Annotated in this window: 18 protein-coding genes; 4 read left to right on the forward strand and 14 right to left on the reverse strand. The window is 49.6% G+C overall.

Annotated elements, in window-relative coordinates; translation table 11 throughout:
• The first annotated feature begins 19 nt into the window (after positions 1-19).
• Positions 20-487, forward strand: coding sequence for a GNAT family N-acetyltransferase (locus tag BZG76_RS02200; RefSeq protein ID WP_077459992.1), 468 nt, complete (start codon positions 20-22; stop codon positions 485-487).
• A 56-nt stretch (positions 488-543) separates the two neighbouring features.
• Here BZG76_RS02200 and BZG76_RS02205 read toward each other — a convergent pair whose 3' ends face one another.
• Complete coding sequence (locus tag BZG76_RS02205; RefSeq protein ID WP_077459993.1) at positions 544-2,175, reverse strand: methyl-accepting chemotaxis protein; 1,632 nt, start codon at positions 2,173-2,175, stop codon at positions 544-546.
• Positions 2,176-2,581: 406 nt separating this feature from the next.
• A complete protein-coding gene (locus BZG76_RS02210; RefSeq protein WP_206744402.1) occupies positions 2,582-3,238 on the reverse strand; it encodes a LysM-like peptidoglycan-binding domain-containing protein in 657 nt (218 codons plus the stop codon).
• Positions 3,239-3,363: 125 nt separating this feature from the next.
• Between BZG76_RS02210 and BZG76_RS02215 the strand changes: the two genes are divergently transcribed.
• On the forward strand, positions 3,364-3,984 hold the full coding sequence (locus tag BZG76_RS02215) for an FKBP-type peptidyl-prolyl cis-trans isomerase (protein ID WP_021023517.1): 621 nt from the start codon (positions 3,364-3,366) through the stop codon (positions 3,982-3,984).
• A gap of 63 nt (positions 3,985-4,047) precedes the next feature.
• On the opposite strand, the gene alr is transcribed toward BZG76_RS02215, so the two are convergent.
• The 11 genes from alr to azu all read right to left on the reverse strand — a co-directional run bounded on the left by alr (position 4,048) and on the right by azu (position 16,008).
• Positions 4,048-5,283: an alanine racemase gene (gene alr / locus BZG76_RS02220; protein ID WP_077459995.1), complete on the reverse strand. Its 1,236-nt coding sequence runs from the start codon at positions 5,281-5,283 to the stop codon at positions 4,048-4,050.
• Positions 5,284-5,550: 267 nt separating this feature from the next.
• Positions 5,551-6,330, reverse strand: coding sequence for a phosphoadenylyl-sulfate reductase (locus BZG76_RS02225; protein ID WP_077459996.1), 780 nt, complete (start codon positions 6,328-6,330; stop codon positions 5,551-5,553).
• Positions 6,323-8,038 carry an assimilatory sulfite reductase (NADPH) hemoprotein subunit gene (gene cysI / locus BZG76_RS02230; RefSeq protein WP_077459997.1) on the reverse strand — a complete coding sequence of 572 codons (1,716 nt, stop codon included), beginning with the start codon at positions 8,036-8,038 and terminating at the stop codon, positions 6,323-6,325. The genes BZG76_RS02225 and cysI overlap by 8 nt, the downstream gene beginning before the upstream one ends.
• Positions 8,038-9,846, reverse strand: a complete 1,809-nt coding sequence (locus BZG76_RS02235; RefSeq protein WP_077459998.1) for an assimilatory sulfite reductase (NADPH) flavoprotein subunit — start codon at positions 9,844-9,846, stop codon at positions 8,038-8,040. Before BZG76_RS02235 ends, cysI begins: the two co-directional genes overlap by 1 nt.
• A gap of 141 nt (positions 9,847-9,987) precedes the next feature.
• Positions 9,988-10,215 (reverse strand): thymidylate kinase, encoded by a 228-nt coding sequence (locus BZG76_RS02240; RefSeq protein WP_077460040.1) that lies wholly within the window; start codon positions 10,213-10,215, stop codon positions 9,988-9,990.
• A gap of 141 nt (positions 10,216-10,356) precedes the next feature.
• On the reverse strand, positions 10,357-11,865 hold the full coding sequence (gene exaC / locus BZG76_RS02245) for an acetaldehyde dehydrogenase ExaC (protein ID WP_077459999.1): 1,509 nt from the start codon (positions 11,863-11,865) through the stop codon (positions 10,357-10,359).
• A gap of 213 nt (positions 11,866-12,078) precedes the next feature.
• The gene (locus BZG76_RS02250; RefSeq protein WP_077460000.1) at positions 12,079-12,729 is read right to left on the reverse strand and encodes a TIGR04219 family outer membrane beta-barrel protein; all 651 of its coding nucleotides are present in this window, start codon (positions 12,727-12,729) and stop codon (positions 12,079-12,081) included.
• 161 nt (positions 12,730-12,890) lie between these two features.
• Complete coding sequence (gene pspG, locus BZG76_RS02255; RefSeq protein WP_077460001.1) at positions 12,891-13,154, reverse strand: envelope stress response protein PspG; 264 nt, start codon at positions 13,152-13,154, stop codon at positions 12,891-12,893.
• A gap of 158 nt (positions 13,155-13,312) precedes the next feature.
• The gene (gene dusA / locus BZG76_RS02260) at positions 13,313-14,341 is read right to left on the reverse strand and encodes a tRNA dihydrouridine(20/20a) synthase DusA (protein ID WP_077460002.1); all 1,029 of its coding nucleotides are present in this window, start codon (positions 14,339-14,341) and stop codon (positions 13,313-13,315) included.
• A 187-nt stretch (positions 14,342-14,528) separates the two neighbouring features.
• Positions 14,529-15,464 (reverse strand): glycosyl transferase family 90, encoded by a 936-nt coding sequence (locus BZG76_RS02265; protein ID WP_077460041.1) that lies wholly within the window; start codon positions 15,462-15,464, stop codon positions 14,529-14,531.
• Positions 15,465-15,561: 97 nt separating this feature from the next.
• On the reverse strand, positions 15,562-16,008 hold the full coding sequence (gene azu / locus BZG76_RS02270; protein ID WP_021023502.1) for an azurin: 447 nt from the start codon (positions 16,006-16,008) through the stop codon (positions 15,562-15,564).
• A gap of 282 nt (positions 16,009-16,290) precedes the next feature.
• Between azu and zur the strand changes: the two genes are divergently transcribed.
• Together zur and BZG76_RS02280 are read left to right on the forward strand one after the other, a co-directional pair.
• Entirely contained in the window at positions 16,291-16,734 is a 444-nt protein-coding gene (zur, locus tag BZG76_RS02275; RefSeq protein ID WP_021023501.1) for a zinc uptake transcriptional repressor Zur, read from the forward strand.
• Between the two features lie 29 nt (positions 16,735-16,763).
• On the forward strand, positions 16,764-17,228 hold the full coding sequence (locus tag BZG76_RS02280; RefSeq protein ID WP_021023500.1) for a chemotaxis protein CheX: 465 nt from the start codon (positions 16,764-16,766) through the stop codon (positions 17,226-17,228).
• Between the two features lie 101 nt (positions 17,229-17,329).
• On the opposite strand, the gene pgi is transcribed toward BZG76_RS02280, so the two are convergent.
• Positions 17,330-18,985: a glucose-6-phosphate isomerase gene (pgi, locus tag BZG76_RS02285; RefSeq protein WP_077460003.1), complete on the reverse strand. Its 1,656-nt coding sequence runs from the start codon at positions 18,983-18,985 to the stop codon at positions 17,330-17,332.
• Between the last annotated feature and the right edge of the window lie 121 nt (positions 18,986-19,106).

Genomic DNA, 19,106 nt, shown 5'->3' on the forward strand with positions numbered 1-19,106 from the left:
TCCCCTTTGGAGTTTTGGTATGGATTGGCAAATCGTGACATTTGACGCGCTTGATACGCGCACCTTATTCACACTGATGAAATTACGGGTAGATGTGTTTGTAGTGGAACAAGCCTGTGCCTACCCAGAGCTTGATGCGCTCGACACCGCGCCAGAGACGCTGCATTTAATGGGCTGGCTGAATGGCGAGCTGGCGGCTTATGCCCGTGTGCTGGCACCAGGTGCAAGTTACTCAGGCGCCAGCATTGGCCGTGTGATCGTTGCGCCCGCTCACCGAAACGGTCAATGGGGGCATCAATTGGTTCGCCACGCGATTCAGGCTTGCCAGCAACATTGGCCACATGATGATATTGAGATTGGCGCACAAACACATTTACAGCGGTTTTATCAAACCCATGGCTTTTCGGCGTTTTCCGACGCCTACTTAGAAGATGGGATCCCCCATATTGATATGCGTTTATCGGTGAGTGACGCATCCGCCGTTTAAAGCAAAAAATCCCGCTGAATCAGCGGGATTTTGTTTTCATCTATTGGCGGTAAGACCTATTTGGTTAGACGGAAGCGCTGCATGGTCGTTTGCAGTGATTGCGCCAACTGGCTGAGCTCGCTACAGGCTTGTGCGGTTTGATCAGCACCGCCAGCGACTTCTTGTGACGAATCATTGATGCGCTCGATGTTACGGCTTAGCTCATCCGCTACCGAGTCTTGCTCGCCACAGGCACTGGCAATTTGCATGCCCATATCAGCGATGTTTTCAACCGAGGTTTCAATCCCACGCACCAGCTGTTGAGCCTGGTCGCCCTGCTCTACGCATTGCTCAATGCTCTCACAGCTTTGCGTGGTGGCATTGCGCGCTTGCGTGGCGTGTTGCTGCAGTTTTTCGATGATGGTGGTGATTTCGCCCGTTGAGTCTTGGGTACGGCCCGCTAAGGTACGCACTTCATCGGCCACCACCGCAAAGCCACGGCCCGATTCACCGGCACGCGCTGCTTCAATCGCCGCGTTCAACGCCAGTAAGTTGGTTTGCTCGGCAATATCACGAATAACATCCACCACCATGTTGATTTGTTTCGACTGCTGATCGAGCTCACTCACGGTATTGCCCGTTTGACGCATGTCCTCTGCTACTTTGCGAATCGATGCCACCATCCCATCAATATCTTGCGCCCCCATACGAGACTGCTCGCTCGCTTCGTTGGCTGCGGTGGATGAGCTTTCGGTATTCTGCGCCACATCCGCCACGGTGGCTTTCATTTGTGCCATCGCGGTCGCCACTTGCGACACCTCATGTTGCTGGTTTTGCATCCCAGTCGAGGTTTGGCTCGATACGGCACTGACCTCTTCGACTGCACTGCTCAATTGGGTGACCGCGGCAATCACTTCTTCAATCAGCGTGCGCAGACTGTCTTGCATCGCCATGCTCGAGTCCGCCAATTTACCCATTTCATCATTACCAATCTGGCTGCGATCCAATTGATAACTTAAATCTCCTTTGGCGATTGCAGAAGACTGCTCCATCACTAAGCGCAACGGACTGATGATCGCTCGAGTGAACACCACTGCCACCACAATCATAAAGGCGATCACTGCAAGCAGTACCCCAATAATGGTCATACTCACAGTAGAAACTTGGCTTAGCATGGAGGCGCGGTTTTTACCAATAAAGCCTTGCATCAACTCAGACATTTCCGTTAAGGACTTATCTAACTGTCCGAAGGTACCAAACGACTTAGATAAAATTTGTTGTGCTGCGGTCAGTTGCCCGTCTTCAACACGGTCAGGAAAAGCACTTAGCTCTTGATTATATTTGTCCCAATTGTTCTGGATACGACTGAAAATTGCTTTTTCATCATCGTACCAAAGGCTTTCTTGGTAGGCGTCGAGAGCACGGCTATAATCGCGCTTCATAACATCTATCTCGCCCAAGATTTCACGTCGTTCTGCCGGATCACTAAAGGTAAGAACCGCATACTGATCCTGACGAATCCGTATCATCTCTTCATTGAGTCGTTCGATCTCAAGCACCGCGGGAAGGGTATCGTCAGTAAAGTTCAGCATATTATCGCGCATGCCGCTGACTTGGGTGAAGATGTAAAACCCAAAGATCACGACAGCAATACCAATGAGGGAAAAAGCCGCGGTAAACTTTTTGCCAATAGATAGATTTTTCAACATGGAAAAGCGAGTCCTCAACAAATTAGTGATTAGCGTGTTAATGCCTAGACATCCATGTTGAGGCGGGCTTGCGTGTCTGTCCTACACAGCGGCGCAAATACTAGCACAAAAAATAACCAAAGTGTGATGAAAGACTCATTATTTTCGTAAAAAGTATGTCATACAACACTGGCTTGTTTGGCAGGCATTCACACCCTTAACCGCAATTTGTCCCTTTTCCGCCTCAATGATGCAATGTATCCAGCCGTATTGACTGATTTATAAAAAATAGCTTAAAAATCGTGCTGCAGCGACTTTAATCACAAAATTGCGCAAAAAACAGACAGAGTAAGGACTATAAAAGACAGGGAAGAGACCGAAAGCACCACCTATCAATGCCTTCGGTTAGATTGACGGTTTCAAGAAACTAACGTTGACGGGCAAAACCGCCATCAGAAAGGCGAAAATACAGTGCGGATTGACCTTTCTCCGTTTCGATCTGCAATATATCTAGCGCGCCACTGGGTGTCCGTTTAAAACGAATCCATTGGCCAGGCTGAATGCGGCTGATAGGTTTGCCTTCACCTTCAATATTGGCAATCGAATACAAATCCGTTAAGGCGAGATCGTAGCGTCGGAACACTTTGGCCAAGGTATCGCCAGACTCAATTTGATGACGTGTCCAAGCGCTCTCTTCTGCGGTTGAGGCCTCCTGTGACGTCGCAGAGTCAGCCACTGACGATGCGTTTTGTGACGCTGTTGACGATGGAGCCGCTGACGATGATAACGAACGGCTCGCATCTGGATTGATCGCAACCGGCTGTCGCGCCTGGCGCACAGGTTTATCCGATGACGACTCAGGCGGCGTGGGACTAGGAAGTAAGGCCAATACCACAACGACGGGAACCAGGATCATCAACAGTCGCCGGTGGAGACGAGGCAGGTGGCGCCACGCGTGTTGTATTCGCGTTAGCATCGCACTGTGACGACTTAACGTCGCCGCTTGCTCTAAAACAGTGGTGAGTTTGTCTCCACCTTTCGCACGCAGTTTATCCCAGAGCGCTCGTATTGCTGTTAACTTCATTGCCACTCCGCGCATATATTGTTGTTTTGTCCTCATATTGGACGCCTTTTTGGCACAAAAGTTTACCCACGAAACCATCACCTGTTATCCTTTCACACTTTATTGACCCACAAAAGAGAGACGTTATGTCTGACGTACAACTGGAAACCGTCGAACAGAAGGCCAGCTATGGCATCGGCCTACAAATGGGCCAACAACTTGCGGGCAGTGGCCTTGAAGGTCTAAACGTCGATGCGATCGCCAAAGGCATCAGCACGGCCTTAGCTGGCGAAATGCCAGAGATCGAAATTGATGACATTAATAACGCATTGCGTGAGCTTCACACAAAAGCGGAAGAAGTTCGTCAAGAAGCTGCAAAAGCACAAGCCGCAGAAGGCGATACTTTCTTGGCTGATAATGCCAAACGTGATGAAGTGACGGTAACCGAATCAGGCCTACAGTACGAAGTGCTGGTACAAGGCGACGGTGACATCCCAACCAGCGATAAGCAGGTACGTGTGCACTATCATGGCCAACTGATCGATGGCAGCGTTTTTGATAGCTCAGTTACGCGTGGCGAACCGGTCGAGTTCCCAGTGACTGGCGTGATTAAAGGTTGGGTAGAAGCCCTGCAAATGATGCCGGTTGGCTCTAAGTGGAAGCTGTATGTACCACAAGATCTGGCCTACGGCGAGCGTGGTGCTGGCGCAGCAATCCCGCCATTTGCTGCATTAGTATTTGAAGTAGAGTTGCTTGATATCCTGTAAAACGGATCAGCGCTTGAATAACAAGCAAAGCGATGCCAATCGGCATCGCTTTTTTTGTACTGATTACTGCACGTATTCACGTGGGTTGACCGCGCCCCACCAGCTGTATATCTCAGGGAAGATCACATCCGCACTCGATTCATATTCTTCAGCGCCAATGGTCTCCTCCCCTTGCTGACCAAAGAGCACCACTTCATCGTTTGGCATCACTTGATCCGCAATCTCGGTAATATCGACCATAATGGTGTTCATCGATGACACACCGACCACGGGGGCTCGGTGACCTTGAATCAAGACATCAGCGTTGTTGCCCATTTTACGTGGCACACCATCCGAATACCCCACCGGCAGGTTCGCCAACACCGAATCACGCTTTAACGTATAGGTACTGTCATACCCCACGGTGCTGCCTTCAGGCAAGTGATGCACAGAGGCCACTTTAGTTTTAAAGCTCATGATCGGTGGCAGTTCACGGTTAGTGGGCTGATCGCCATACAAGGCGCCACCCGGACGAACCATATCAAGATGGCCTTCAGGAACATTCAGGGTCACAAAAGAGTTCGCTACGTGCAGTAATACGTCTTCACGTTGAAGCCCAGCTTCCTCTATTAGCCATTCGCTGTTCGCAGTAAACTGTCCTAACTTGCTACGAACATACTCCGCTTCATAGTTAGGAAAGTGAGTCATGATACCGACGACGTTAAAGCGTGGGTCAGTAGCGATATCCATCGCAACTTGTTTGCCAGATTCCTCGTTCATCTCAATACCATTACGCCCCATACCACCGGCATTAAAGGCCATATGGACCGGAATGGTAATATCATGCTTGTCGGCTAACTCACGCATTTGCTCGGCTTGCTCTGCCGAGCCAATGAGCTCTTGCATGTTCAATGCTAATGCACTTTCCATTTCCTGCATTGTCGCGGTCCGTACACGCATGATCTCGCCGGTAAAGCCGCCTTCGCGCAACGTCCGAGCTTCTTCATTACTGGCAATACCAACACAGTCAATACCACTTGCAATCACGGTGGGCAATAAGCCTGCAATGCCATTGCCATAGGCATCCGCTTTCATGACGGCACAGATTTTCGTCCCTTCACTGACTTGCTGTTGAACACGTTGAATATTGTTAGCAAAAGTGGCCGTGTTCACTTCCAGCCAGCCGTTGCCGTGCCCCATATAACGCTGGTTAGTATCAGACGTGGAGGGAGCTGCTGATGTATAGTCAATGACCGCCGGGGCGCCAATGGCAACGACACCGGCGACGGCAAGCGCGACTAAAGATAATTTTTTGTTCATAAGCTTCACTGTTGGTCACATTAATGGTGCTTCCGTGACACGTTGCGAATAAAAGTATTAGGCTCTTATTCACTGCCTCCTAGCTTTACCCGCTATGTATAGCACAAAACACGCCACGGCTGATGAGTTACTCAGTTAAAGAGTAGACAAACTCAGTGAAATTGAACAAAAAAAATGCCACCACAAGGTGACACTGTTTAAAGACCGCGGGTTGGTTACATTCTTTCTCGGCGGGGGCTATTCTCGACGAGGCTATTCTCGACGAGGCTATATCCCCGAACCATCATTTAAGTCGTCCTCATGCAAGCCGCACTCGCGTTTGAGACCAAAAAACCGCGTTTGCTCTTCACGCATGCCCGGCTCTAACCGCTGGGTGGTATGGACATCCCCCACCGACACATAGCCTTTTTCGCGCAATGGATGATAAGGCAAGTCGTGCTCGCGCAGATAATCATCGACCTGTTGGTTCGACCAATCAATCACAGGCAAGAACTTAAACACCCCATGCTGGACACTGAGTATCGGCAAATTGGCACGCGAGTCAGATTGACCTCGGCGGAGCCCAGAAAACCAGGTCCCGGCTTTTAGCTCTCGCAGCGCACGCTTCATCGGCTCAACTTTGTTGATTTGATTATATCGGCTGATCCCCTCCACACCTTGCTCCCAGAGTTGGCCGTAACGCGCTTCTTGCCACGCGGGGGAAAGCTCAGCACGATAGACGCGCAAATCCAAATTAAGCCGTGCAGTTAAGGTATCGATAAACCGGTAAGTCTCGGCAAATAAGTAGCCCGTGTCGGTTAAGATCACCGGAATCTCCGATTTAACCTGACTCACTAAATGAAGCATAAGCGCTGCCTGTACACCAAAGCTGGACGACAGAACACATTGCCCCTCGAGATGCTCCAGTGCCCAGGCCACACGCTCAGGCGCCGAAAGTGACTCCAAGGTGGCATTGACCTCCGCCAATGCCAAGGCTTGCTGGCTTTTATTCATTGCGGCAATGTCAGCCAAGGCTAACGTCGCATTAGGTTGAACGGTTTCAAGCATAAAAATCCCTCTTAGATACATGCACGGGGGCAATCACCTCGCGGCGGATCAAGAAATCACCAAAGTGCTCACCCACTTCACGCTCCGTTGCCCAGCGACCAATCAACTGATCCAACTCGTCAAGGATCTGACGATCGGTGATGTTCTCTTTGTACATTTTGGGGATTCGGGTACCTTCCCAATTTCCGCCTAAATGCAGGTTATAGCGCCCTGGCGCTTTGCCGACCAAACCCACTTCTGCCAGCATCGCGCGGCCGCAACCATTGGGACAGCCGGTTACCCGTAAAACAATCGGATCGTTTTCTACTTGGTGTTTTTTCTGAATCGCTTCCACTTCGGTGACAAAATCGGGAAGAAAGCGCTCCGCTTCTGCCATGGCAAGTGGACAGGTTGGGAAGGAAACACACGCCATCGAATTCGTGCGCTGTACACTGTGCGCATCATCAATTAACCGATAACGACGCGCTAACGCCTCAATCTCGTCTTTTTGCGCTTCAGGGATCCCGGCAATGATCAGGTTTTGGTTGGCGGTCATTCGAAAATCGCCTTGGTGTACCTTGGCGATCTCTGCCATGCCGGTTTTGAGCGGCTTTTCTGGTGTATCACGCAAGCGGCCATTTTCGATAAATAAGGCGAGGTGGTATTTACCGTCAATCCCTTTGGTCCAGCCCAAGCGATCACCGCGACCAGTAAAGCTATAAGGCCGGCTTGGCGCAAATATTACACCAGCACGCTTTTCCACTTCCGCTTTGAATACATCCGCGCCAACACGATCAAGGGTGTACTTGGTTTTCGCATTTTTACGGTTCGAACGGTTTCCCCAATCACGTTGGGTGGTGACCACGGCCTCAGCAATCTTCAACGTATGTTCAAGCGGAATAAAACCAAAATCATCTGCGCGGCGCGGGTAGGTGTTGGTGTCACCATGGGTCATCGCCAGCCCACCCCCGACTAAGACGTTAAAGCCGATCAGCTGTCCTTGTTCGGCGATGGCGACAAAGTTAAGGTCGTTGGCGTGCACATCCACGTCGTTTTGTGGCGGGATCACCACCGTGGTTTTGAACTTACGCGGCAAGTAACGCTCACCCAAAATCGGCTCTTTATCTTGGCTGCCTTCGACTTTTTCACCATCGAGCCAAATCTCTGCGTAAGCGCGAGTTTTAGGCAGCAAGTGCTCGCTGATGCGTTTTGCCCAATCATAGGCTTGCTGATGGAGCTCGGACTCCACTGGGTTAGAGGTACACAACACATTACGGTTCACATCCCCAGCAGTAGCAATCGAGTCAATACCATATTCATGCAAGGTCTGATGCATGAGCTTGATGTTAGGCTTTAGGACACCATGAAACTGAAAAGTTTGTCGCGTGGTCAGGCGAATGCTGCCATAGAGCGAGCTTTCGCGGGCAAACTTGTCAATCGCTAACCATTGCTCAGGGGTAATGATCCCGCCCGGCATCCGCGCGCGTAACATCACGTTATGCAGTGGCTCCAATTTTTGTTTTTGCCGCTCCGCGCGAATATCGCGATCATCTTGCTGATACATGCCGTGAAAACGGATCAGCTGGAAATTATCATCGGTAAAACCACCCGTGATCGGATCCTGCAAGTCGTGATCAATGGTGCCACGCAAATAATCACTGTCTTTTTTTAGCCGTTCATTATCGGCCAGTGGGCCCAGTGTATCGCCCGCAAATTTCTGCTCACTCATTAGTACACATCCCTTTGATAGCGCTTATCTTTGCGCAATTCGTTAATAAAGGCTTCGGCTTGCTCACGGCTTTGCTGACCCTGTGTTTGGGCAATCTCGATTAACGCTTCATGGACATCTTTCGCCATTTGGTTAGCATCGCCACACACATAGAGGTAGGCACCGTTTGATAGCCATTGCCATACCGCTTCAGCGCGTTCGCGTAACCGATGCTGGACATACACTTTCTCTGCCTGATCACGGCTAAAGGCCACATCCATCCGCGTGAGTAGGCCAGATTTAAGGTATTGCTGCCATTCAACCTGATAGAGAAAATCATCAGTAAATGTGCGATCACCAAAGAACAACCAGTTGTCACCTTGTGCTTCCCGTTGCTCTCGCTCTTGCAAGAAGGCGCGGAATGGCGCAATACCGGTGCCTGGACCAATCATAATGATCGGGGTGGCATCGTTATCAGGAAGCTTAAAGTTATCGTTATGCTCAACAAACACTTTTACTGTCTCCGCTTTCGCCGCGCGGTGGGCGAGAAAGCTCGATGCGCCGCCTTGGCGTGACGCTCCACTCTCATGCTGATACTCCACCAGCCCGACGGTGAGGTGCACTTCGTCTTCTACTTCTGCCTGGCTGGAAGCAATTGAGTACAAACGCGGGGTAAGCCGGCGCAATATCGATTGAAATTGCTCGACATTGAGAGTGACATCGGCCAGCGTCAATGCATCAATGAGCTGAGTGCGATTGGCAAACTCACGCAGTGCAGCTTTGTCTTCCGTCAAGGCGGTGAGTGTGTCGCTTTCCGACAACGCCGCCAGCGCAGTGATCTGCTGCGGGTTAGAAGCGGTGATTTCATAGTCAGTGATCAGCGCCTCGCGCAACGAAACGGCACTGCCATCCACCGCTACCGACTCGTCACCACTCAGTCCTACTTGGGCTAAAATGGCATCGGCTAATACAGGATCGTTTTGATACCACACCCCCAAGGCATCGCCCGGTTGGTATTGAATGCCGGACTCATCCAGATCAAATTCAATGTGGTAAACCGCTTTGTCTGACCCACGTCCAGTAATACGCTGACAGGTGAGTAGTTCGGCTGTGTAAGGAGACTTCTTAGTATATTTAGCGTGCGAGGTGGCTTGATGGAGTGGCACCACTTGCGCGTCCCCGCTGGCCTGAAATTGTTGCTTGACCTCGGCTAAGGTTTGCTCGCGCCAGGCACTGGCTGTGGCTTCATAATCCACATCGCAATCAAGACGGGCGACCATGGGCTTAGCACCGAGTTTTTGTAAAAAGGCGTCAAAATCTTTACCTGTTTGGCAAAAGTACTCGTAACTCGAGTCTCCTAAGCTCAAAACGGCGTAGTGAAGATGGTCAAGCTTAGGCGCTTTTTTAGATTGTAAAAATTCATGCAGCTCAATGGCATTATCAGGCGGCTCGCCTTCACCATTGGTGGAAGCCACTATCACCAAGTGGGTTTCTTTGCCCAGCTGCTTGCCTTTATAGTTATCGGTCGCAACCAACTTGGCTGGGATCCCTGCTGCCTCGGCCTCTTGATGCAACGCCTCCGCCACGCCTTTGGCATTACCCGTTTGCGAGGCATACAGAATAGTCAGGGTGTGGTTGGGCGCGGCACTGGTTTGTGGCATGGTCTTGGGTGCCACCGCTTCACCGGCAGGTGTTTGGCTTAACCCCCAAAAATAACCACTGATCCAGGCCAGCTGCTGCGGTGACAACTCCGCCACCGCTTGTTGCAACTGGCCGATTTGCTGATCATTAAGCGGGCTGGTTAACCCGGAGAGATCCTTGAGTAACATGGTGACGACATTCCTTGCTAACATTGCGTAAATGCTAGCGTAACCTCACCAGTTAATAACAATAAAGAATAGATGTGAATGTTTTATAACTTTTTGTAAGATACCATGTGTAGAAAGGAGTGCTTAAACGGGATCGCGAGATTAGTCGACAATGCGCACTTGCTGAAAACCAATCTCTAATGCATTCAAGGTCGCTTGATCGATATCGAGAAAACACTGCTCAACGCCGTCGGCATTCGTCAATGCCATCAAGCCTCCCGCAGCATGGCGGCATTCAACCACCCATCCTTCATTATCTAACGACGGCTCAACAAGCGCTTCAATCAAAAGCTGTTGGCGGTATAACGCACGGAGTTGTTCGGCTGTCATCGTCATTTGCCTATCGATAAAATCCACATCTTGAATTGAGCTTAGGATCAGATAGACGAGGGTGCCATGCATGGCCTTAACGTAAAACGGAGTTAGCGTGGTGCGGCATAGTCGCCGCACCGGATATCAAGATATGCTAGCTTAGAAAAAGCCTAAAGGATTAATGTCATAGCTCACCAATAAATTTTTTGTTTGTTGGTAATGACCCAACATCATTTTATGATTTTCACGGCCAATTCCCGATTTTTTATAGCCACCAAACGCCGCATGCGCCGGATAGAGGTGATAGCAGTTGGTCCACACACGTCCCGCCTCAATCGCGCGACCGACCCGATAGGCGCGGTTCATATCTCGCGTCCACAACCCCGCCCCTAAGCCATACTCGGTGTGGTTGGCAATCGCCAAGGCTTCGGCTTCATCTTTAAAGGTGGTCACCCCTATCACAGGGCCAAAAATCTCTTCTTGGAACACACGCATGTCATTGTGCCCTTGCAGTAATGTCGGCTGCACGTAATAGCCGCCACCCAGGTCTTTATGGCTGCCCCCGATTAATACTTTGGCTCCCTCTTCCTGTCCAACTTTCAAATAATTCATGATCTTATCGAACTGCTCGTCAGACGCTTGGGCGCCCACCTGGGTCTCGGTATCGAGCGGATTTCCTTGTTTGATCATCCCGGCGCGCTCAATCACTTTTTCAATAAACGCATCGTAAATGCTCTCTTGAATCAATGCGCGTGATGGACAGGTGCAGACCTCGCCTTGGTTGAAAAAGCCTAACAACAAGCCTTCGACCGCTTTATTGATATAGGCCTCCTCTTGCTGCATCACATCTTCAAAATAGATATTGGGCGATTTACCACCAAGCTCAACGGTTGAAGGGATCAGGTTTTCTGCCGCACAGCGCAGAATATGGTGTCCCACCGGAGTGGAGCCAGTAAACGCTAACTTGGCAATCCTTGGTGACGTGGCGAGAGCTTGCCCGGCTTCAGCGCCATAACCATTGACTACGTTAACGACCCCGGCCGGTAGCAGATCACCAATCAACTCCATCAGCAGCAAGATGGTCGTCGGCGTTTGCTCCGCCGGCTTGAGCACCACACAGTTTCCCGCCGCCAGTGCTGGTGCGAGTTTCCATGACGCCATCAGCAAAGGGAAGTTCCACGGAATAATTTGCCCCACCACACCCAGTGGTTCATGAATATGATAAGCAACGGTCCCTGCATCCAGCTCCGCCGCAGTGCCTTCTTGGGCGCGAATACAACCGGCAAAGTAACGGAAGTGATCAGCACAAAGCGGAATATCAGCCGCCAAGGTCTCACGTACGGCTTTTCCGTTTTCCCATGTTTCTGCCACCGCGAGCATCTCAAGATTAGCTTCAATCCGGTCGGCAATTTTTAACAAAACATTCGCACGGTCAGTGACGGAGGTTTTTCCCCACGCGTCTTTCGCGCCATGGGCAGCATCCAATGCCAGATCCACGTCTTCGGCGCTCGAGCGCGGTATCTCTGCTAGGGTTTCGCCGGTACAGGGCGAGGTATTAGCAAAATACTGCCCTTTCACGGGTGGAACCCATTCACCTCCAATAAAATTTTGATAGCGTGATTTAAAACTTACCACTGACCCTTCTGTTCCTGGCTTTGCGTAAATCATACTCTTTCCTTATTCCGTGTTTGAGTCGATGGCGGAGCACGTACTGCCCTCTCCTTGCCGTTATGACTCAAAAATCGTGGCAGAGTTTTTTATTGCTGGATATTAGGCGAAAGTCGCAGTGAGACATATGCAACAGAGTTGGGAAAAAGCAGGAAGGCATTAAAAAACCGCGCAGACGCGCGGTTTAGGGCATAAGGCTGATAAAAAGCAAGATTAAAAGTCTAATTCAGCACCGACAAAGAAACCGGTCAGATCAAGCTCAGCTTTTTTATTAAAATAATCGAAATCGTGGTCAATCATCCGATAGCCGCCACGCACATTCAAATCTGCGGCGATCAAGCCCAGTTGATAAATAAGGCCCGCCTCGGCATCTAGGGTGCTGGTGCCATCAAATTCGCCTTTGCTTACGGTGGCAAACACATTTAACGGCGTGCCTACCAAACCAACGCGCGCATCGACATACAGGTTTGGCTGCCATTCGTCGAAGCTCTGCCCTTGGAACTTACCAGATTGAAAACGCTGTAAATTAACGCCAGCATCCACAGATACAAGATCGTTATCGAGAAACTCGTAATACGCCACGAAGTCGATTTGGTCAAAATCAACGTTGCCCGAGCGAGTGCCATCAACACTCACCGAGGTTTGACGGATCTTGGCATTCGGGATTAACGGAAGCGGGTGCTCGAGTGCCGCATAATAAGAACCCGCTGTGCTGGCATCATCGGCTTCTACATTGTTGACATCAGCATCCATAAACCAGGCATCGGCGCCGACTTTTCCCCCGGCAAGGGTTGCTGCTTGAGAGGGCATGGCCAGTAGCGCGGTAAACGCTGCGGCGGCAAGCGTCATTGAAGTGGTTTTCATGAAAGTCTCCACATTGTCGATAAAAAAGTGTCGTCACGCGGAGGCGGCAAAGCCATGCCTTGTCGCCGGTAACTGATAATGATAGCAAGCTTTGTGCCGAGAAGAAGCCAAAAACAACTTATGCTGTCCGTTTGCTGTGCACACGCGCAAGTTTTCACGCTCTAGCGGCGACGGAATCGTGCCCAGCGCTTTTCATTGATGATCACTTCAGGCTCACGTTTACGGCTGCGACGTTGACGTTTGACTAACCAAACTACCAAAGCAATGACTAAAAGCCATGGCAGTAGCTTGAGCAGCGTACCGATCATCCCGGCCAACATCATCACAGCAAAACCCGCGAGCATCGCCAATACCATGCCCATAATGCTGACTCCGGTCATGAATAACACCACCGCAAAGCCAATCAGAAAAAGTAGTTCGATCATTACGATCTCCTTGTCTTGATAGCGAGACAGACTCTGCAGGTTTTAAGCCAATTTGTCACTCTATATATTCTCATTATTTCAGTACATTAGGATTGGCTTTCCGGTCGATGTCAACGTGGTGGTTAAATGTAAACCTAAATTTAGTCATTTTCACTCAATTACGCATCAAGCCAATCGTCAGGAATGTGGCTCATCGCCGTGGTCAGTACTTCAATACTTGCTCCCGGCTTGTGCGCATTCTCGCTGATATAGCGACGCCACTGCCGCGCGCCAGGCATATTTTGGAACAGACCTAACATATGGCGACTGATATGGTTCAGTTGCGCCCCTTGAGAGAGCTGTTTTTCGATATATGGGAACATGGCTTCAACCGCTTGACGACGTGTAATGCGAGGCGTTGTCATACCAAATAAACGCTGATCGGCCTCGGCCAACATAAAAGGACTCTGATAAGCTTGGCGACCAACCATCACCCCATCAAGATGCTCAAGATGCTGCTCCGCTTCCTCAAGACTTTTCACCCCGCCATTGATAGCAAGCGTCAGGTGCGGAAAGTCTTTTTTGAGCTGATACACGCGTGGGTAATCCAGTGGCGGGATATCGCGGTTCTCTTTTGGGCTCAAACCGTTTAACCACGCTTTGCGCGCATGAATCGTGAACATATCACAGCCACCTTTTTCGCTGACTGTCTCAACAAAGTCGGTTAAAAATTTATAGCTATCTTGCTCATCAATACCAATGCGCGTTTTCACCGTAATAGGCACATCGGTCACTTCACGCATGGCAGCCACACACTGCGCCACCAGCTCAGGCTCCGCCATTAAACACGCCCCAAAGCGCCCGTTTTGCACCCGATCCGACGGGCAACCTACGTTGAGGTTAATTTCATCATAGCCACGCTCGGCCGCCAGCTTGGCGCACATTGCCAAATCCGCCGGATCCGATCCCCCCAGCTGCAACGCCACCGGATGCTCCTGCTCGTTGTAAGCAAGGTAATCCGCTTTACCATGAATGATCGCCCCCGTGGTCACCATCTCGGTAAACAGCAAGGTTTGCCCAGATAATAAACGATGAAAGTAACGGCAGTGTCGGTCCGTCCAATCGAGCATGGGTGCAACAGAGAAACGCTGCATCACCGTTTTTGGCGTCACATCAGGGCTGGCGGCGGTTTTGCTGGGGATAGTCATGGTCTCGAATCTCTGCAAATTACGTTAAACGACAGTCGTTTTCGACAGGCGGACGCGGATTATACACATTGCATCGGTAAGATTTAAGCAGAACCGGTTCACCAGCAGGCTTAGAGAAAGAAATCGGTAAGATAACAGTATGGAGACCGTTATAGGGATTGCTAAAAAGAAAGTTGAACGGTTAGCTTTAAGGTGACTGCTGCGATAACCGGAAATATTTTTCTGCGACAAGATAGCTAATCACACTTTCTCGTTGGTGATCAAAAAATTGACTTACCCATTGATGGGCGTTGTTAATAATCGCCTGTGCTTCGTGAGGGTGAGCAAGGTAGTGGTCCATCACCGCCTCGAGGTTAGAGAAATCCGCATTAACCTCGGCATAGTGAACACCGGGAATCAATCGGCCCTCCATAAACCAAGTTTCATACTCCATTGGTGGTGATAAACAAAGCGAGTTAGATGACATGACCCATTTTAAGTTGGTCGCGACATCTTTCCCTTCCACACTGAGGATAAACTTATGTTGAAGCTGCTCTTGATGTGTAAGCGGGGCTTTTCGATAAAACTGATCATCAGTACTCACAGGACGCGTATCCCCTACATCAATCGTGGAATGAGCGTAAAAGCGCTTAAGGAGCTGACGACGCTTATCATTAAAGCATCGTCCTCGCCACACCACACTATCCCGCTTTTGCAAAAAAGGCACAGGATCATCCATAAATTGAAAATGACGGATAGCATTGAGTTTCAGTAGGACAGCATTTTGGTTATCGCCATGAATCGGGCGACTTTTCACGAACGCAGGACATACAGGTACATTGATGACATCTCCACCTATATAGTGCAAAAATAACCCATCTGGAAAACGGCGCATGACTCGTAACATATCGAAAAAGTAGGCTGAGCCACAGTCTCGTTTCAAGTTACCTGTTTGGTGTTTAATGAGCGAAGGAACAAAGGAGAATGGTTGGGCCATGCGATTATAATACGCGACACGATCATCAATATAATCTTTGTGTTGGCGATAAAGCTCATCGAAGTCTCTGTCTACTATCTTACGATATAAAAACTTAGGGATAGTATTTATCGCAATATTATAGCCGTAGTATTGAAACTTCTTCACGTTTAATGACTTATCAGAAAGGTTACGGGTAGAATGCCAAATCACAAAGACCTTGGCAAGCGAGAGAGCCGAACGATGCGCTCTCTCGCAACAAGACTTATTCGATAGTGAATTTGCCTTTCATTACCGTCCAATGGCCGGGGAAAGAGCAGAAATAAGTTAAGTCTTTGCCTTGCAACCCATCGGTTGAGAAGGTGATGGTGGTGCTTTCGCCGCCGCCAACCAACTTGGTATGTGCCAAGATACGATCATCACCTTGTGGTAGGTAATCGTTATCGGCACCCGCACCCGCGCCTTTCATGGCGATATCTTGCAAGTTAGACGTTTCCGACAGCACCCAGTTGTGGCCCATCGAGGTCACAGGCATTGAGCCTTGATGCTCCAGCGTGAGCGTCACTTCACTACAGCTTGCTGGTACGGACAACGATGACTGGTCGTAGGCCATTTTATCGCCGGTGGTGACAGTTAACTCACACTCATTGGCAGCCGCTTGCGTAGACACAGACGCGAATGCCAAAGCGGCGAGGGCTAACAGTTTTTTCATCGGTACATACTCCTGTTATGGATGTAAAGGTATGTTTTTTATGCCTGTGGCACACTGCCATCATACTGACATAACAGCGCAAAACAGTTAGCCGATTCAAAAATCGACTGATTGTTTATTGTTTTTACTTCTATCATTACCTAAAGGTAGCTGATCGCGATCAAGTGGTCATAGACTATCTATTTACACTTGTGGCAAAGCGCATAGGATAAAGATACGCAGGGTGCGTTGGTATACAGCTATGATAAGATAACTGTCTGACTGTTAGTACTTTGAGGCGCTATGACCCAGATCACTGGTTTACTGCACCGCGCACAGCAGCTGTGTGAGCAACGTGGTGTGAGATTAACGCCGCAACGAACCCGCGTTTATGAAATTATCGCCAATAACTCAAGGGCGATTACCGCGTACGAGCTGCTCGATATATTGCGTGAAACCGAGCCACAAGCGAAACCCCCAACGGTGTATCGTGCGCTAGACTTTCTATTAGCACAGGGGTTTGTGCACAAGGTAGAGTCGACCAATAGCTATATTGCCTGCTGCCACTTAGGGCATCAGGGGCACTGCTCTCAACTGCTGATTTGTGATCAATGCGGCACCGTGGAAGAGTGTCACACTGAAGAGCTATCAGAGGCATTGCGTGAGAAAGCGCGTAAAATGGGGTTTGATGTGCAACATCATGTGATTGAAACCCATGGCACTTGTGCACAATGCTTGGCTCACTAACACTGATTTGATTAGGACGGACACTCTTTATGGAAGCACAATTCGTCAACCCATTTCTTACTTCACTGATTAATGTGCTACAAACCATGGCACAGCTGGACATCCAGCCAGAGAAGCCTCATTTAAAAAAGTCAGAGATCGCAAAAGGTGACGTCTCTGGGTTAATAGGCATGGTTGGCCCACAAACCAAAGGATCATTTTCAGTCACATTTGATGAAGATATGGCACTGGAAATCATGCAACGCATGCTGGGCGAGCGTTCAGAATCCATTGATGAAGAAGTGACCGACATGGTCGGTGAAATTACTAATATGGTGACAGGCGGCGCTAAGCGGATCCTATCCGAAAAAGGCTTTGAGTTTGAAATGGCGACCCCAGTGGTTGTCTCAGGCAAAGGCCATACCATCAACCACAAAAGTGATGGCCCAGTAATTATCATGCCGTTTAAGTCCCCACATGGCACAGCGTTTATCGAGATCTGCTTCGATCATTAAATAACGATGCGCAGCTTAGTCAACCCACGTATATTAAGATAAAAAACGCCGCGATAAGCATCGCGGCGTTTAGCTTTCTCAATTAATAGTAGTCGGTCAGCTTACGCTTGGCGCCACTGCTTGAATGCATTGATCAGTCCATTGGTCGAGCTATCATGGCTCTCAACCTGCTGATCATCACTCAGCTCAGGCAAAATGTTGCTTGCCAGTTGCTTACCCAGCTCAACACCCCACTGATCAAAGCTGAAAATGTTCCAAATCACACCCTGAGTGAAGATTTTATGCTCATACATTGCAATCAAAGCCCCGAGTGTATAAGGCGTGATTTTCTCAACCAAAATAGAGTTGGTTGGACGGTTACCTTCAAACACTTTAAAGGGTGCGATCGCGGCCACGTCTTCGGCCGATTTGCCCGCTTTCACTAGCTCGGCTTCGACTTGCTCACGGCTCTTACCAAAGGCTAATGCTTCGGTCTGAGCGAAAAAGTTCGCCATCAGTTTAGCGTGGTGATCGCCAATCGCGTTGTGACTATGCACGGGGGCAATAAAGTCACACGGGATTAACTTAGTGCCTTGGTGGATAAGCTGATAGAAAGCATGTTGGCCGTTTGTACCAGGTTCACCCCAGATAATTGGGCCCGTTTGATAATCGACCGGATTACCGTGACGGTCGACATACTTACCGTTTGATTCCATGTTGCCTTGCTGGAAATAAGCGGCAAAGCGATGCATATACTGATCATACGGTAGGATAGCTTCTGATTCAGCACCGTGGAAGTTGTTGTACCAGATACCAATTAACGCCAACAACACCGGCATGTTTTGCGCCATGGGTGCGGTTTTAAAGTGGTTATCCATTTGATGTGCGCCATCGAGTAAGGTGACAAAATTGTCAAAGCCGACGCCTAAGCAAATCGATAGACCAATCGCCGACCACAGTGAATAACGGCCACCAACCCAGTCCCAGAACTCGAACATGTTGGCCGTATCAATCCCAAAGTTCGCAACAGCATCGGCATTGGTTGAAAGCGCCGCAAAATGCTTCGCCACCTGGCTTTCATCTCCAGCAGCCTTCATAAACCAGTCACGCGCCGTGTGCGCATTGGTCATGGTTTCTTGGGTGGTAAAGGTTTTTGAAGCCACCAAGAACAACGTCGTTTCAGGGTTAAGGGCTTTTAGCGTTTCGGCCATGTGGGTGCCATCAACGTTAGAAACAAAGTGTAAATTGAGGTGGTTTTTGTAGGCTGCCAGCGCTTCAGTGACCATGTAAGGGCCAAGATCTGAGCCACCGATACCAATGTTCACCACATCGGTAATTGCTTTACCGGTATAGCCTTTCCACTCACCGCTGATCACACGCTCAGAGAATGATTGCATTTGCGCGAGTACTGCGTTGACGTGCGGCATGACATCTTCGCCATCCACCATAACAGGCTGGTTGCTACGGTTACGCAACGCAGTATGAAGCACGGCTCGGTCTTCTGTACGGTTGATTTTCTCACCATTAAACATCGACGTAATCGCGTCTGAGACGCCCGTTTCGTCTGCCAATGCCAATAACTTGGTCAGGGTTTCTTCGCTGATCAGGTTTTTGGAATAATCCAACAGAATGCTGTCTTCAAATTGCGTTGAGAAATGGGCAAATCGGTCTGGATTATCCGCAAACAGATCCGCCAGTGTATAGTCCTGTGCTTCTTCAAAGTGGGCGGTCAGTGATTGCCACGCCACGGTTTGTGTGGGGTTCGTTGTCTTTAGCATCATGTCATCCAAATCGCGTTGTGAGTGCTGCTGTGGGTATCACAGCAGGCTGGAGTCCTGTATAACGTCAGCACCACCATGCTGTACGCAGCGGTTATTGGTGTAATATTACATAATCATG

Origin of the sequence: Salinivibrio sp. AR647, assembly GCF_001995415.1 — a bacterium.
GTDB classification, from domain to species: domain Bacteria; phylum Pseudomonadota; class Gammaproteobacteria; order Enterobacterales; family Vibrionaceae; genus Salinivibrio; species Salinivibrio costicola.